This is a genomic window from Methylobacterium aquaticum, assembly GCF_001043915.1.
GTDB lineage: Bacteria > Pseudomonadota > Alphaproteobacteria > Rhizobiales > Beijerinckiaceae > Methylobacterium > Methylobacterium aquaticum.
Genome location: NZ_LABX01000163.1, coordinates 1 through 15,675, shown reverse-complemented (window position 1 = coordinate 15,675; position 15,675 = coordinate 1). Strand labels below are relative to the sequence as shown.

The following is a 15,675-nucleotide window of genomic DNA, read 5'->3' as shown; positions in this document are numbered from 1 at the left end:
GTAGGCCGCGATCCATTTGACTCCGACCCTGAGATGCTGTGCCATGGCGAGTCGCGATCGCGAAATTTATATTTAACATTATTGTCTGTCTTGTATGAATATTGTGTGACATGGGCGCCCGCGACGACGTGTTTTGCTCTCGAGGGATCAATGCAGGAGGTGGTTTCCCGGAAGGACAGATCCTTCTATCTCCCCGTCATCCCGGGGCCGCGACCGCTCCGCCCGGACTCCGGGCGCTCGCGCTCCGCCATCGCCGGCCGGCAAGCCGTTCGCCTCGCCAGCACGCGCCGCCGTCTGGCTGCCGCACGGCGGGTAGGGTAGGGGTGGCGCAACCGTCCCGTCCGCACCCGCCGCATGCCGCTCACCCCCCTCGTCGCCGTTCCCCTCGCTACCGCCCTGTCGGCCGGGCTGATCGTCGCCTTGCGCCCGCTGCTCCAGCGCTATGCCCTCGCCCGGCCGAACGCCCGGTCGAGCCACCGGATCCCGACTCCGCAGGGCGGCGGCATCGCCGTCGTGGCGGCGGCGCTCACGGCCGTCTTCCTGCTGGCCGGGACGCCCCCGGCCCAAGTCGTCGCCCTCGCCATCGGCACGCTCGCCCTGGCGCTCGTCGGCGCCATCGACGACATCCGGCCGCTCTCGGTGGTTGCGCGCCTGCCGCTTCAGGCGGCCTGCGTGGTGCTGGTGCTCACAGCCACCGGCGGGCAACTGGTGCCTGACGTCCCGCTCTGGCTCGAACGCACCCTCGCGATCCTGGCCGGCCTGTGGTTCGTCAACCTCACGAATTTCATGGACGGGCTCGATTGGATGACCGTGGCCGAGATGGTGCCGATTCTCGGCGCTCTCCTGGCCTTCGGTCTCGCCGGCCATCTTCCGGAGGAGGCGACCCTGGTGGCGGCGGCGCTCCTCGGCGGGCTTCTCGGATTTGCCCCGTTCAACCGGCCGGTGGCGCGGCTCTTCCTCGGCGATGTCGGATCGCTGCCGATCGGCCTCGTCGTCGCCTGGCTGCTCTACCGGCTGGCCGGGCAGGGCGGCGAGGGAGGCCTGGCCGCCGCGATCCTGCTGCCGCTCTACTCCCTCGCCGACGCGACCCTGACCCTCGGCCGTCGTGCGCTTGCCGGCGAGCCGGTCTGGCAGGCGCATCGCAGCCATTTCTACCAGCGCGCCACCGCGAACGGCCGCTCCGTGCCCTTCGTGGTCGGATCGGTCTTCGTCCTCAACCTCGCCCTGGCGCTCCTCACCGCCGCGACGCTCGCGGTGCCCGGCTGGACGACCTCCCTCGTCGCGCTTGCCCTCGGCGGCGGGCTCGTCGCCGGCCTGCTCCGGCTCTTTTCCCTGCCCGCGATCCGGAACGCCGCCACATGACCGCTCCCCTCGTCGCCCTCACCGGCTCGACCGGCTTCATCGGCCGCCATCTCCTGGCAGCCTTGGGCGCCCGGGGCTACCGCGTGCGGGTGCTGCTGCGCCGGCCGGTGGAGCTGCCGCCCGGGATCAGCGGCGCGGTGGTGGGCGATCTTGCCCGGCCCCAGAACATGGCGGCGGCGCTCACCGGCGCCGATGCGGTGGTGCATTCGGCCGGCCTCGCCCACGCGATGTCGGGGGCGCCGGAGGATGATTACCGGACCTTCAACACCGAGGCGACGCGCGGCCTCGCCCAGGCGGCGGCGAGGGCGCGCGTGCGCCGCTTCGTGTTCCTGTCCTCGATCCGGGCCCAATCCGGCCCCTCCGCGGCCGGCATCCTCACCGAGGCCGATGCCCCGGCCCCGACCGACGCCTATGGCCGCTCCAAGCTCGCCGCCGAGGAGGCGCTGGCGGGGATCGACATCGATCACGTCTCCTTGCGGCCGGTGCTGGTCTATGGCCTTGGCCAGACCGGCAACATGGCGGCGCTGATGCGGCTCGCCCGGGCGCCCTACCCGCTCCCCCTCGGCGGCCTCGCCGGGCGGCGCTCGCTGGTCTCGGTCGAGTCCCTGAGCGATGCCGTCGATGCGGTCCTGCGGGCGCCCGGAACCTTGCGCCGCCCGCTCGTCGTCGGCGAGGCCGAACCGCTGCGCGTGCCGGAGATGATCGCGGCCCTGCGCGCCGGCCTCGATCGCCGCCCGGGCCTAGTTCCGGTGCCGCAAGCGCTCCTCGACGCGGCCCTGGCGCTGACGGGACGCGGCGCGTTGCGCGAGCGCCTGACCGGCTCCCTCGTCGTCCGCGCGGCGGGCCTCGAGGCCCTGGGCTGGACTGCGCCGGTCGAGACCCGCAACGGCCTCGCGGCCCTGGCCCGGGCCGGCGGCTGAGCCCGGGGCGCCAGCAGCCGGGTGCCCCCCGGTAGAGCGCTTCACGATCGCGTTGCAATCGCGAAGCTTCTCCAGCTCTTTGATTGTGCCGCATTTTCTGCGACCAAACGGTATCCACTTCGTCGGAAAATGCTCTAATCCACGAATACGCTCGCGATCAGCGCGCAGAGGGCCCAGATCCCGCGCCCGATCCAGACCACGATCTCGACCAGATCCAGCAGATCCCACCAGGAGACGCCGTCGCGCGCCTTGCGGTCGTCCTGCGATGGTTCCTGCGCGCCATCCTCATCCGCCACGGGCCGTCTCCCCGGTCACGAAAGCGGCCCGGCGGCTCCGTCGGGCCGGACTCCATCGGTGATGTCCGCGCCGGGGCCGGGATCAATCCTCGGCGTCGTCCTCGTCGGGCTGGCGGATGCCGTAGCGGTTCTCGAGGTTCACGGCCGCGCGCGGCGCCCGCTCGCCCGGATCCCGGGGAGCCAGATCGCGCGGGCCGTCCGGCCCAAGGGCGCGCGGCGCGCGCGCCGGCCGCTCGCCCTGGTCGCGGCCGATGCGCGGGATCAGCTGCACGATGTCGACGAAGTCGTCGGCCTGGCGGCGCAGCTCGTCGGCGACCATCGGCGGTTGGGTCTGCACCGTCGAGACCACGGTCACCCGCACGCCCCGACGCTGCATCGCCGCCACCAGCGGCTTGAAGTCGCCATCGCCGGAAAACAGCACCATGTGGTCGATATAGGGGCTCAGCTCCATGGCATCGATCGTCAGTTCGATGTCCATGTTGCCCTTGATCTTGCGGCGGCCGGTCGAATCGGTGAACTCCTTCACCGGCTTCGTCACGACGCGGTAGCCGTTGTAATCGAGCCAGTCGATCAGCGGCCGGATCGAGGAATATTCCTGGTCCTCGACCAGGGCCGTGTAATAGAAGGCGCGGACCAGATTCTCGCGCGCCCGGAAATCGGCGAGCAGCTTGCGGTAATCGATGTCGAAGCCGAGGGCTTTGGTGGTGGCGTAGATGTTGGCGCCATCGATGAACAGGGCGCTGCGTGGGGGATTGGGCATCATTTATCCTTGAAGGTGCGGTACGGCCGCACGAAAAGAATCACTTGCGAGAAAAGCCGCCACGAACGAGGCAACTGCCCCTTAAGTATAAGGATGGGGCAATCAGCGCGGGTGCCGCACACCGCATAGCGGTCGCAATGCCAGCAGCTAAGGATGCGTCGCGGCGCCTGTCAAGCCACGATCGGCGGTGTGCGCCGATGGGCGAGGACAACCGCTGGACGTGGCCGCGCCGGGACCGGCCACCGCGGCCCTCCTGATGAGCGGCCCGAAAGGCCGGTTTGAAACCGGTTGACCCTGCCCGATGCGGGGCGTAGGGTCCGCGCCACTCTCTCAAGGGCAGGCTTTCGACAGCATGCGTGCAGTCCTGATTGTAGCGGAAGCGCCACCGACGGGGCGGGCTTAAGACAGCCCGGCATCCCAAGGGTGGCGCATGCAAGGGTCCTTCGGGGCCCTTTTTTGTTGCCGAAACGAACCCGAGAGCGCGGACGAGAGCAAAGAGCGGGAGCGTGACGATGAGTGCGGGCGAGGTCATGACGGGCGCCGAGATGGTGATCCGGGCGTTTCAGGATCAGGGGGTCGACACCCTGTTCGGCTATCCGGGCGGCGCGGTGCTGCCGATCTACGACGCGCTCTTCCACCAGGAGTCGGTGAAGCACATCCTGGTCCGCCACGAGCAGGGCGCGGTCCACGCGGCCGAGGGCTATGCCCGCTCGTCGGGCAAGGTCGGCTGCGTGCTGGTCACCTCGGGGCCGGGCGCCACCAACATCGTCACGGGCCTCACCGACGCGCTGCTCGATTCGGTCCCGCTCGTCTGCATCACCGGCCAGGTGCCGACCCACCTGATCGGCTCCGACGCATTCCAGGAATGCGACACGGTCGGCATCACCCGCAGCTGCACCAAGCACAATTACCTGGTCAAATCGATCGACGACCTGCCGCGCATCCTGCACGAGGCGTTCTACGTCGCCTCGCATGGCCGGCCCGGCCCGGTGGTCGTCGACCTGCCGAAGGACATCCAGTTCGCCAGCGGCCTCTACCGCCGCCCGATCGACAACAGCCACAAGACCTACAACCCGCAGACGCAAGGCGACCCCGAAAAAATCCGCGCCGCGGTGGCGCTGATGGCCGGCGCGCGCCGCCCGGTCTTCTATACCGGCGGCGGCGTCATCAATTCGGGGCCGGAAGCCTCGGAATTGCTGCGGGAATTGGCCCGCGCCACCGGCTTCCCGGTCACCTCGACGCTGATGGGCCTCGGCGCCTTTCCGGGCTCGGACCCGCAGTTCCTCGGCATGCTCGGCATGCACGGGACCTACGAGGCCAACCTGGCGATGCACGAATGCGACGTCATGGTGTGCATCGGCGCCCGCTTCGACGACCGTATCACCGGCCGGCTCGACGCCTTCTCGCCCTTCTCCAAGAAGATCCACGTCGACATCGACGCCTCCTCGATCAACAAGACCGTCAAGGCCGATATCGGCATCGTCGGCGACTGCGCCTCGGTGCTCGGCGACATGCTGCGCGAGTGGCGGGCGGTGACGCCGGAGCCCGACAGGGGCCGCCTGACCGAGTGGCTGTCGAAGATCCGCGGCTGGAAGGCGCGCGAATGCCTCGGCTACTGGCCGTCGGGCACCACCATCAAGCCGCAATACGCGGTCCAGCGCCTCTACGAGGCGACCAAGGGGCGCGAGACCTACGTCACCACGGAGGTCGGCCAGCACCAGATGTGGGCGGCCCAGTATTACAAGTTCGACGAGCCGAACCGCTGGATGACCTCGGGGGGCCTCGGCACCATGGGCTACGGTCTGCCGGCGGCGATCGGCGCCCAGCTTGCCCATCGCGACGCCCTGGTGATCGACATCGCCGGCGAAGCCTCGATCCAGATGAACATCCAGGAGATGTCGACCGCGGTGCAGTATCGCCTGCCGGTCAAGATCTTCATCCTCAACAACGAATACATGGGCATGGTGCGCCAGTGGCAGCAATTGCTGCACGGCTCGCGCTACTCCGAGAGCTATTCGGAGAGCCTGCCCGACTTCGTCAAGCTCGCCGAAGCCTACGGTGCCAAGGGCATCCGCTGCTCCGATCCGGGCAGCCTCGACGCGGCGATCGCCGAGATGCTGGACTATGACGGCCCCGTCATCTTCGACTGCATCGTCGACAAGACCGAGAACTGCTTCCCGATGATCCCGTCGGGCAAGGCCCATAACGAGATGCTGCTTTCGGACTACCTCGGCGAGACCGGGGCTGACTTGGGCGACGTGATCTCCGACGAAGGCAAGATGCTGGTCTGAACGGGCAGGGTTGAGACGATGAACGCCATGAACACCCATTATCCCGATCCGGTCCGCGTCGAGCCGGTGAACCGCCACACCCTGGCGGTCATCGTCGACAACGAGCCCGGCGTGCTCGCCCGCATCGCCGGCCTGTTTTCGGGCCGCGGCTACAACATCGAGAGCCTGACGGTGTCGGAGACCGAGGAAGCTCGGCACATCTCGCGCATCACCATCGTGACGACGGGCACCAACGCGGTCATCGAGCAGATCAAGGCCCAGCTCGACCGGCTGGTGCCGGTGCACCGGGTGGTGGACCTGACGCTCCAGGGCGATTCGCTCGAGCGCGAGCTGGCTCTCGTGAAGGTGGCCGGCAAGGGCGAGCACCGGGTCGAGGCGATGCGGCTCGCCGCCGCCTTCGGGGCCCGCACCCTCGACGCGACCCTGACCTCGTTCGTGTTCGAGCTGACCGGCTCGACCGACGAGATCGACCGCTTCGTCAAGCTGATGGCGTCGGTGGGGCTGGTCGAGGTCTCGCGCACCGGCGTCGCCGCCATGGGGCGCGGCCCGGAGCCGATGTAGCGCAGGTGACTCGACGGGCGGGGTGCCGGTGCGCCCCGCCTCGACGCTCGAAGTGGTCAGCGGCGTCACTCAGTGTGGCAATGCTCGTCACCGAGACGAACAAGGCAAAGCCGAGCATTACCAGCGCGGTATTGCCGGACATCGTCACTCCGCCCGGCGCAGAATACCAGCGGTCGTTGAAACTGACCTTTGGGTCCGTTCTCGAATTTCCGCAAAATCTTTGGTTTGATATCGACAATTCGAGATGAGTTGTCGGCCCCGTCGATCTCGGGCTTGCCCGAGATCGAATCGATGCGTCAGCATCTTGGACCGTTGGTATGATTCATGACCCCGCGTCATCGAGCGCGGCTTCGCTGTCGATACCGGTCTCGGCGTACAAAAATGCCTCCCCCATGGCGGGAGAGGCGAACCACACGTGCTGTCCCCCATGCGGGCAGAGGGGTGTGGGCGTTCAGAGCCGCCGGAGCGTGGGCAAATCCACCCGCCCCGGCAACCGAACCCGCCCGCCTCAGCGCGCGCCCTTGCCGTCTCCGTCGCGCATCGCCCCGGTCGGCTCCTGGACATGGGCCTCGAGGAACCACAGCTGCTTGTCGACGGCGCGGGAGACCTCGGTGAACAGGTCGGCGGTGCCGGCATCGCCAGCCTCGTCGGTCTGGTCGATATTCTCGCGCACGGCGTTGGCATAGGCCGCGTAGCGGTCGATCAGAGCCGAGATGTGGTCGGCGATGGCGTAGACGTCGGTCGGGTAGGGGCTGAGCGTCGAGGAGGCCGCGACCACCGAGGCGGTGCCGAGCGCCGTGGCGCCGAGCTGTACCGCCCGCTCCGCGACCTTGTCGTTCAGGTCGTCGAGCTCGGTGCGGAACCCGTCGAGCATCTCGTGGATGCCGATGAATTGCGGGCCCTTCAGGTTCCAATGCGCCTGCTTGACGGCGAGCGCCAGGTCGATGCCGTCGGCGAGGCGCGCGTTCAGCGTCTCGATCGAGACGCGCTTGGCGTTCGAATCGGTGCCGTTGCGGGTGCCATGCTGGCGCGGCTGGCCGGTCTTGCCCTTGGACTCCGTCATGTCGGTCAACTCCGTCGATGTCCCGCGACAACGGAGCCGGGGGACGGCCGTTCCGATGGCGCGGTGGGGCTTGTCGATCCACCCCGGCGTCGTGGCCGGGGCGGTTGGCGGTTTCGCTTGGAACCGCGCGATGGGGGAGAAGCTAGGGCCGGGTGTCGGGCCGGACAGCCCGCCCGGGGCAACCCTCCCTTGCGGCATTTCAGCGGGATGGCCGGGAACCCAGGAACGCCCCGGCGGTGCGCAGCGACAGCGCCATGATGGTCAGGGCCGGGTTCGCCGCGAGCGAGCTCGGGAAGACCGAGCCGTCACAGATCCAGAGATTTTCGACCTCGTGGCTGCGGCCGACGGGATCGACCACCGAGGCGTCGGGGCTTCGTCCCATCCGGCAGGTGCCGAGCGTATGGGCGACCCGGTCCAGCACCCAGATGTCACTGGCCCCCGCCGCCTCCCAGATCTCGCGCATGACCGCGGTGGCGTGGGCGTTGAGGCGGTGCTCGTTCGACCCGTAGCCGAAGCTGATATGGGCCTTGCGCATTCCCAGCGCGTCGGTCTCGTCCGACAAGGTCAGGACGTTGGCGTCGCAGGGCAGCGTCTCGCCGTTGATGCCGATGCCGGCGACGCGGTTGTAGCCGCGCAGATAGTCGGTCAGCGCCGTTCCCCACAGGCCGCGGCCGCGGGCGACCGAATTGGCCCAGGTCAGCGGCTCGACGCCGAGGCTCTGGATCAGGTAGCCGCCGGCAAAGTCGGCGCCCTTCGGACGGGTGTAATCCTCGCTGATGAGCGAGGACGGATAGCCCCGGTTCATGCCGACCTCGTCCGGGAAGGTGCCCCAGACCTGGGTGGCGACGTGGCCGATATAGTTCCGGCCGACCTCTCCGCTGCCGGTGGCGAGATCGAGATGGAGCAGGAGCCGCGGCGTCTCGACGGCGCCGGCGCACAGGATCAGGTTGGCGCAACGCTGGCGATGGTCGCGCCCGCCTTTGCGGTAGATCACGGCGGTGATCCGCCCGGCCTTGTCGCGCTCGACCCCGTGCATCCGGGCCTCCGCGCGGATCTCGGCGCCGCGCGCCACCGCGAGCGGCAGGTAGGTCACGTCCATGCTGGCCTTGGCGCGGGTGCGGCAGCCCTGGTGGCAGAAGCCGCAATGGATGCAGGCCCGGCGCTCCGGCACGTCGGCGCCGGGCGTGAAGTCGCGCGAGACGACCGCAGCGGGCGCGTCGGTGGCGGTGATGCCGAGTGTCTTGCACGCCGCGGCCATCAGCTCGGCCGGGCCGTTGCGCAAAACCGGCGGCAGCGGGAAGCGGCGGGCCCCGTCCCACGGATAGGGCGTCGGGCCCGATGTGCCGATGAACGCCTCGACGCGGTCGTAGAACGGCACCAGCTCGGCCTGCGCGATCGGCCAGTCGCAACCCTCGCCGCTCTCGCTGTGGAGGCGGAAGTCGCGCGGATCGGCCCGGGGCACGAAGGCGCCCCAATGCAGGGTCGAGCCGCCCACCCCGGTGCCGCTGTTGTTGCCGCCGAAGGCTTCCGGCGTCGAGCCGCCGCTCAGGCGCTCCTCGGTCCAGTAGATCTCGTCGGCCAGCGTCTCGTCGAAGCCGTACCCGGCCGGATCGACGTTGGGGCCGGCTTCGAGCGCCACGACCGACAGCCCTGCCGCGGCCAGCTCGGCGAGGAGCGGCGCGCCCCCGGCCCCGGTGCCGACCACGACCGCGTCGACGACCTCGTCGAGGCCGTAGCGGTTCTGCCCAAGGAGGTTCATCGGGCGTCTCCCGCAGCCGCAAGGATCGGGCCTTCCCAGGATTCGCGCGCGTTCAGGCCGGTCAGGCGGTACCCTGGCAGCGCATCGGCATCGTCGCCCCCGGCGCCGATGCCGGTGAAACCGATCGCCGCAAGGCCGGCCGGGTGGGCGAGCCAGGTGCGGACCGCCTCGGCCCGCAGCTCCTCGAACCAGCAGGTCATCAGCTCCGGCGCGATCCCGTCCGGAACCGCCGGCAGGCGTCCGGCGGCGGCGTGATCGAGAAGCGCGTCCTGGTCGGGCCCGTCGAGATCCGAAAAGGGACGCCCCTGGGCCGCGCGGGCCGCCGCATCGAGGGTCCGCAGGGCGCGGGAATAGGCTTCGGCGTCCGGCGGCAGGGCGGCGAAGCGCCAGCCGTCGCCGGTGCCGGTCGCGAGCCGGGCATCGATGCGGCGGGCGAGGTCGATCCGTCCTGGCCCGGGCTGCGGCAGCACCCGGTCGAGGCAGGCGGCGAGCGTCGCGCGCTCGCCGGGCCTGAGGCAGAACGGGCCGTCCGGCTCGCGCATCCGCTCGCGCAGGGTCGTGCGCAGGCGGGTATTGACCCGGTCCGACCCCATCAGCGCCGCGAAAGCCGGCGGCAGGGTTGGGGACTCGGTGGTCTCGGGAGGGTTGTCCAGGAAGGCGTGGATCAGCGCCGCCAGCTCCTCCGGCCGCTCCAGCGGCAGCAGGTGGCCGGCGCCGGGCGCCACGACGTGGCGATGACGGGCGAGATGGGGCAGGGTGAGAGCCGCCTGTGCCTCCGGCCCGAGATCGCCGTCCTGTGCCCCGCTCACCACGAGCGCCGGGGTGCCGAGGGTGCCGATGCGCCCGCGCCAATCCTCGTCGGCGCCGCTCGCGAGCCAGGCTTTCCAGGCTTGGGGATTGGCCCGCAGCACGTCCTCGACCATCCGGGCGTGATCCTCGGGCGGCAGCGGCGCGCCGACATTGGCCGACACGAAAGCCTCGGCCTCCCGCCGGCGGGTCTCCGGATCGGCATCGACCCAGGCGATCATCGCCTGCCGGCGCTCCTCCGCCATCGGCTCAGGTGCGGGCGGCGAGCCCGCCAGCAGCACCAGCCCGGCAAGGCCGGAGAGCGCCGGATCGCCGTCCTCGCTGCGGCGGGCGAGCGCCAGGGCGATCTTCGCCCCCATGCTGTTGCCCACGAGGAGCCACGGCCCGGGCGGAGCCTCGGCCTGGACATGGGCGGCGACGTGGTCGGCCATGGCGGCGACGGGGCCGCCCGGAGACGCGGCTTCGTCGCCGAAGCCCGGCAGGTCGATGGCGACGCAGCGCCGGTGAGGCCCGAGACGCTCCGCGAGGGGGCGCCACATGCGGGCGCTGCCGCCGAGGACGTGCAGGCAGAAGAGGACGGGATGATCGATCATGCCGGCGAGATCGCGCGGCCCTGCCTTGCGTCAACGGCACGTTGCCCGCGGCGCCTTGCAGCACCCCGGGATGATGTGCCGAGTCATCGATCCACCCGAGCGGCCGCCGGAACGCCTCCCGGACCGTCTCGATGCGGTCGGAGACACGGCGAAAGGCGGGTTCGACAGTCGATCGCTCGTCCCGAGCGGGGCCAAATGACGATCTCTTCGTCTCGTTCATCGCGGAGCATTGTGAGTGCTCGCGACGTCACTGCCCATTTAATCTATGTTAAATTTTCCCAAACAGGGCCCAGGAATCGTCGCCTCATCCTGGATGGCGGCAGAAAGAACCGCGCCGATGGGTGGCAGATCTCGCCACAGCGGCCGGCAGCGCCGCCGCTTCTGCGCCGGTTGCCGGATCCACTTGCGCGGTCCGGCAGACCCGGACGCGCGAAACGCCGCGCGGAAGGCGTTGTCCGCGCGGCGTCCGCAGGGTGAGCCGCGGCCCGTCCGAGGGGCCGCGGCGTTGAGACTGGTTAGTTCTTGGCCTTGTCGACCAGGGCCTTCTCCTTGATCCACGGCATCATGCCGCGGAGGCGCTCGCCGACTTCCTCGATCGGGTGGGCGGCATTGCGGGCGCGGGTCGCCTTGAACGAGGTCTGGTTGACCTTGTTCTCCAGCATCCAGTTGCGGGTGAAGGTGCCGTTCTGGATGTCGGTGAGCACCCGCTTCATCTCGGCCTTGGTCTCGGGCGTGATGATGCGCGGGCCGGTCACGTACTCGCCATACTCGGCGGTGTTCGAGATCGAGTAGTTCATGTTGGCGATGCCGCCCTCGTAGATGAGGTCGACGATCAGCTTCACCTCGTGGAGGCACTCGAAATAGGCCATCTCGGGGGCGTAGCCGCCCTCGACCAGGGTCTCGAAGCCGGCCTTGATCAGCTCGACGAGGCCGCCGCAGAGCACGACCTGCTCGCCGAACAGGTCGGTCTCGCACTCTTCCTTGAAGGTGGTCTCGATGATGCCGGCGCGGCCGCCGCCATTGGCCGAGGCGTAGGACAGGCCGAGATCGTGGGCGTTTCCGCTCGCGTCCTGCGCGATGGCGATCAGGGTCGGCACGCCGCCGCCGCGCAGGTATTCCGAGCGCACGGTGTGGCCGGGGCCCTTCGGGGCGACCATCAGCACGTCGAGGTCGGCGCGCGGCTCGATCAGGTTGAAGTGGACATTGAGGCCGTGGGCGAACAGCAGGGCGGCGCCCTGCTTCATGTTGCCCTGGAGCGAGTCGCGGTAGATCTCGCCCTGCAACTCGTCGGGGGTCAGCATCATGACGACGTCGGCCTCGCGGGCGGCGTCGGCGACTTCCATCACCTTGAAACCTTCGGCCTCCGCCTTCCTGGCGCTGGCCGAGCCCTTGCGGAGCGCGATCACCACGTCCTTGACGCCCGAGTCGCGCAGGTTCAGCGCATGGGCATGGCCCTGGCTGCCGTAGCCGACGATGACGACCTTCTTGCCCTTGATCAGATTGATGTCGGCGTCACGATCGTAATAGACCCGCATGGCGGCTCCCCCTTGTACAGATGGCGAGAATTGCGAACGCTCCGGGCGCTGGAGCGGCCGTGCGACCGGCGGCTTGTAGCGGCGTGATTCGCCTCAAGGAAGGGGGGATGCGCGCGAACGCGCACATGACTGGTCCGTTCCGGACGCGGCAACGAATGGTGCGGGTGCCGAAGGGGCGCCCGCGCATCCCCGCCCGGAGGCAGCCTCCGGATGGGGCGACGGCCGCCGCCCGACGCCTCACGCCGGGAGCGGCAGTCCCTCGCGGGCGAAGGCGCGCTGCACAGCGGGACGCTCGGCCATGCGGCGGGCGTGATCGGTCCAGTACGGGAACTGGCGCGCCATGTCGTAGCCCAGCACCTGGCCGCGGCCCCAGTGCCAGAACACCAGCAGATAGGGATCGGCGACGCTGTACGGCTCGCCGGCGGCCCAGCCACCGCGGGAGAGCCCGACCTCGATCATCGTCCACAGATCGGCGCAGGTCTCGTGGCCCCTGGCCTTCACGTCCTCGATCGCCGCCGGATCGCCGGCGTAGCGCTCGGCCCGGCGGATATGGGCATAGGCCGGGTGGATGGTGGAGGACATCCAGGCCAGCCACTCGGCGCACCGCGCCTCGTCCCGCGGGTCTTCCGGCCACAGGCCCGCCTGCGGGTGCTTGCGCGCGATGTAGCGCAGGATGGCGGGGTTCTCGGTCAGCACCCACTCGCCTTCGGCGAGCGCCGGCACCCGGCCCTTCTGGTTGATCGCGAGGTAGCGGCCGCCGCGCTGCTCCCCGCTGGCGAAATCGACCCGCACCGCCTCGAACGGCACGCCGGTCTCTTCGAGCGCGATGTGGGGCGCGAGCGAGCAGGCGCCCGGCGAGTAGTAGAGCGTGAGGGTGTCGGACAAGGGAGCCTCCCGGCGCGGTCGCGCCGCCCCGGCCCTGCGGGGCGGGCGCCCTCGTCCCTTACGCCAGGCCGGAGCCGGGCGGTACCGCCGCGGATGCAGGATTTCGGGCGGTCCTCAGGCGGAAACGGGCGGGCGCCCCACGGCGGCGGCCGGACGGGCACGCTGCATCACGAGCCAGACGAGGGCGCAGAGCACGATCCCGCCCTGCACGGCCAGGGCCTCCCAACTGCCGTTGAAGCCGAGGGTGGTGACGAGATCCGGCACGCCGTCATTGTGCACCGGCACCAGCACCTGCTCCTGCAATTCCTGGATCGCCGCCCCGACCATGCGCAGGCCCATGACGAACAGGAAGGCCGAGGTGAGCAGGAAGACCGGGCGCAGCGGCAGCCGGAGCGCCAGCCACTGCATCGCCACGAACACCACCGCGAGCGCGGCCGCGGCGACCGTCAGGCCGCCGAGGAGCGAGGCATCGAAGCCGCCGGCGGTGCGCGCCAGGGCGTGCAGGAACAGCACCGTCTCGGCGCCCTCGCGAAAGACCGCCAGGAAGGCGATACCGGCGAGCGACAGGAGCGTCCCGGCGGTCATCGCCCGCGCGGCCATGCGGTTGATCTCGGCCTTCCAGGCCGCCGGGTCCTGGCGCAGGAACAGCCAGCCGCTCATCGTGAACATCAGCACGGCGGCGACCATGATGACGCCGGCCTCGATCAGGTCGTTGTGGTTCCCGTCGAAGAACGCCTCGAACACCCAGGCCATCCCGAAGCTCGCCAGCACCGCGAGGCCGGCCCCGGCATAGACCGGGCGGATCTTCTCCGCGGCGCCGGCCCGGCGCAGGAACGCCGCGAGCGCCGCCACCACCAGCAGCGCCTCCAGCCCTTCCCGGAACAGGATGGTGAACGCCTGCACGAAGGTGGATCCGTCTGCCATGGGGGAGTCCTCGCTCGCATCGTCCGATGGTCGCCGTCTTAGGCGAGGCGTGCGCGGCTTTCAAACCCGATTTTCTTGTTTTGTATCATTCTAATCTGAGTCGAAACAAACAGAAACGCTCGCAGGTCGCTCGACTGCGCCTGCGCCGGAAGTATCGCCTCAGCGGTGATCTGGACGATGATGCCTGGATGTTTGCCGATGCGGTTCGAGGGCGGAGGCGGCCGCGGCGTGATCGCGCCCGGTCCTGCGCCACGGATGGCGGGCGGCACCCGGGCTGCCTGGGCGTGGCCCGTCCCGACCCTCGCCCTGCATGCACGGGCCCGCGCGCCAATCTGGACGGTCGCCATCCGCCTCCTTACGGTTCCGTCTCGCAGGATGCGTGTGACGGGGAGCGGGATTCATGGCGGGATTCATGGCGGGATTCATGGATGGGGTATCGTCGATGGCGCGGCTGGTGGCCGGCGCGGTGCTGGCGCTCGCGGCGACGCAGGTCCTGGCCGCCGAGGGGCCGTCACGCCTCGACCAGGTCATCGAGCGCAAGGTCCTGAAGGTCTGCACGACCGGCGATTACCGCCCGTTCTCGTATCGCGCCGATGGCGCCAACGACTTCGTCGGCATCGACATCGATCTCGGCCGCTCGCTCGCCAAGTCGCTCGATGCCGAGGCGGTCTTCATCCAGACCAAGTGGTCGAATCTGCTCGCCGACTTCAAGAGCCAGTGCGACATCGCGATGAGCGGCATCTCCGTCACGCTGCCGCGCCAGCGCGAGGTCTTCTTCAGCGAGATGTACCTCGTGAACGGCAAGGCGCCGATCGTGCGGTGCGAGGACGTGGCCAAGTACCAGACGACGGAAGCGATCAACCAGCCCTCGACCCGCGTCGTCGTCAATCCCGGCGGGACGAATGAGCGGTTTGCCCGCGCCAACCTCGCCAAGGCGCAGATCCAGCTCTTCCCCGACAACCGGATCATCTGGCAGGAGATCGCGGACAAGCGCGCCGACGTCATGGTCGCCGAGTCCGTCGAGGTGAAGCTCCAGGAGAAGCTGCATCCGGGCCTGTGCGCGGTGAATCCCGACCAACCGCTCCAGTACGGCGAGATGGGCTTCCTGCTGCCGCGCGGCGACACGGTGTTCAAGGCTTATGTCGACCAGTGGCTCCACCTGACCAAAGCCTCGGGCGAGTTCGGCCGGATCGTCGACGCCAACATGAAGTGACGGCGGGCGGCCCTCACGGCCGTCCGGGGGACAACCGTTGACAATCGAGCCCGCGATCCCCTCATCCGGTCGCCCAAACGAGAACGGCGCCCGCGAGGGGCGCCGTCATCCCGTGCCGGTCATCGGCGGCGCCATGAGCGCCGCCACGCCGGATCACGCGTCGGACTTGACCTTCAGCACCTGGCGACCGCGATACATGCCGGTCTTCAGGTCGATGTGGTGCGGGCGGCGCAGCTCGCCGGAATCCTTGTCCTCGACATAGGTCGGGGCCTTGAGGGCATCGGCGGAACGGCGCATGCCGCGCCGCGACGGAGAGGTCTTTCGCTTCGGAACGGCCATTGAAACTACTTCCCGTGCAACAAAACAGGCGCGAGGCTGCCCCGGGCGGAGCCGCCGCGCGCGTCGCGATCCTGATCGGAGCGCGGTCTATAGAGGAGACGCGCCGCCCTGGCTAGGGGAGCGGCGCAAGAAACCTGACCTCAAAGCAAAGCCTTTCCTCAAGACCTCGTGCCCCGCCTCCATCCATTAAGCCGCCGTTCAACGGCGGAGGCTGCATGATGGCCCTGCCGCTCGGGAACCGAAGCCCGACCCCTGGGCGGCACGATCGGAGCGTCCCGATGACCCGTTTTCCCCGCCTGACCCGCGCCCTGCCGCGCGCTTTGGCCCTCGCCGCCGTGCTGGCTGCCGGTCCCGCCCTGGCCCAGAC

Annotated in this window: 14 protein-coding genes; 5 read left to right on the top strand and 9 right to left on the bottom strand. The window is 69.5% G+C overall.

What is annotated here, in order from left to right; all coding sequences use genetic code 11:
• Positions 1 to 354: 354 nt before the first annotated feature.
• Positions 355 to 1,362: an MraY family glycosyltransferase gene (locus tag VP06_RS20570; RefSeq protein ID WP_048465649.1), complete on the top strand. Its 1,008-nt coding sequence runs from the start codon at positions 355 to 357 to the stop codon at positions 1,360 to 1,362.
• Positions 1,359 to 2,282: an NAD-dependent epimerase/dehydratase family protein gene (locus VP06_RS20565; protein WP_048465648.1), complete on the top strand. Its 924-nt coding sequence runs from the start codon at positions 1,359 to 1,361 to the stop codon at positions 2,280 to 2,282. Before VP06_RS20570 ends, VP06_RS20565 begins: the two co-directional genes overlap by 4 nt.
• Before the next feature lie 134 nt (positions 2,283 to 2,416).
• On the opposite strand, the gene VP06_RS36525 is transcribed toward VP06_RS20565, so the two are convergent.
• Entirely contained in the window at positions 2,417 to 2,578 is a 162-nt protein-coding gene (locus VP06_RS36525; protein ID WP_156295696.1) for a hypothetical protein, read from the bottom strand.
• Positions 2,579 to 2,660: 82 nt separating this feature from the next.
• On the bottom strand, positions 2,661 to 3,338 hold the full coding sequence (locus tag VP06_RS20560) for a LabA-like NYN domain-containing protein (RefSeq protein WP_048465679.1): 678 nt from the start codon (positions 3,336 to 3,338) through the stop codon (positions 2,661 to 2,663).
• Between the two features lie 512 nt (positions 3,339 to 3,850).
• On the opposite strand from VP06_RS20560, the gene VP06_RS20555 reads away from it, so the two are divergent.
• Together VP06_RS20555 and ilvN are read left to right on the top strand one after the other, a co-directional pair.
• The gene (locus tag VP06_RS20555; RefSeq protein ID WP_048465647.1) at positions 3,851 to 5,629 is read left to right on the top strand and encodes an acetolactate synthase 3 large subunit; all 1,779 of its coding nucleotides are present in this window, start codon (positions 3,851 to 3,853) and stop codon (positions 5,627 to 5,629) included.
• A gap of 18 nt (positions 5,630 to 5,647) precedes the next feature.
• The gene (ilvN, locus tag VP06_RS20550) at positions 5,648 to 6,190 is read left to right on the top strand and encodes an acetolactate synthase small subunit (RefSeq protein WP_048465646.1); all 543 of its coding nucleotides are present in this window, start codon (positions 5,648 to 5,650) and stop codon (positions 6,188 to 6,190) included.
• Between the two features lie 508 nt (positions 6,191 to 6,698).
• Here ilvN and dps read toward each other — a convergent pair.
• The 6 genes from dps to VP06_RS20520 all read right to left on the bottom strand — a co-directional run bounded on the left by dps (position 6,699) and on the right by VP06_RS20520 (position 13,756).
• Positions 6,699 to 7,253 (bottom strand): DNA starvation/stationary phase protection protein Dps, encoded by a 555-nt coding sequence (gene dps / locus VP06_RS20545; RefSeq protein ID WP_048465645.1) that lies wholly within the window; start codon positions 7,251 to 7,253, stop codon positions 6,699 to 6,701.
• 199 nt (positions 7,254 to 7,452) lie between these two features.
• Entirely contained in the window at positions 7,453 to 9,012 is a 1,560-nt protein-coding gene (locus VP06_RS20540; RefSeq protein ID WP_048465644.1) for a GMC family oxidoreductase, read from the bottom strand.
• The gene (locus tag VP06_RS20535) at positions 9,009 to 10,412 is read right to left on the bottom strand and encodes an alpha/beta hydrolase (protein ID WP_048465643.1); all 1,404 of its coding nucleotides are present in this window, start codon (positions 10,410 to 10,412) and stop codon (positions 9,009 to 9,011) included. Before VP06_RS20535 ends, VP06_RS20540 begins: the two co-directional genes overlap by 4 nt.
• Positions 10,413 to 10,927: 515 nt before the next feature.
• On the bottom strand, positions 10,928 to 11,947 hold the full coding sequence (gene ilvC / locus VP06_RS20530) for a ketol-acid reductoisomerase (RefSeq protein WP_048465642.1): 1,020 nt from the start codon (positions 11,945 to 11,947) through the stop codon (positions 10,928 to 10,930).
• A 237-nt stretch (positions 11,948 to 12,184) separates the two neighbouring features.
• Entirely contained in the window at positions 12,185 to 12,832 is a 648-nt protein-coding gene (locus tag VP06_RS20525; RefSeq protein WP_048465641.1) for a glutathione S-transferase family protein, read from the bottom strand.
• A gap of 114 nt (positions 12,833 to 12,946) precedes the next feature.
• Positions 12,947 to 13,756, bottom strand: a complete 810-nt coding sequence (locus VP06_RS20520) for an FTR1 family iron permease (protein ID WP_048465640.1) — start codon at positions 13,754 to 13,756, stop codon at positions 12,947 to 12,949.
• Positions 13,757 to 14,156: 400 nt separating this feature from the next.
• On the opposite strand from VP06_RS20520, the gene VP06_RS20515 reads away from it, so the two are divergent.
• Complete coding sequence (locus tag VP06_RS20515; RefSeq protein ID WP_245291251.1) at positions 14,157 to 14,969, top strand: transporter substrate-binding domain-containing protein; 813 nt, start codon at positions 14,157 to 14,159, stop codon at positions 14,967 to 14,969.
• 153 nt (positions 14,970 to 15,122) lie between these two features.
• Here the strand turns inward: VP06_RS20515 and rpmF are convergent, their stop codons facing one another.
• Complete coding sequence (gene rpmF, locus VP06_RS20510) at positions 15,123 to 15,308, bottom strand: 50S ribosomal protein L32 (RefSeq protein WP_048425702.1); 186 nt, start codon at positions 15,306 to 15,308, stop codon at positions 15,123 to 15,125.
• Between the last annotated feature and the right edge of the window lie 367 nt (positions 15,309 to 15,675).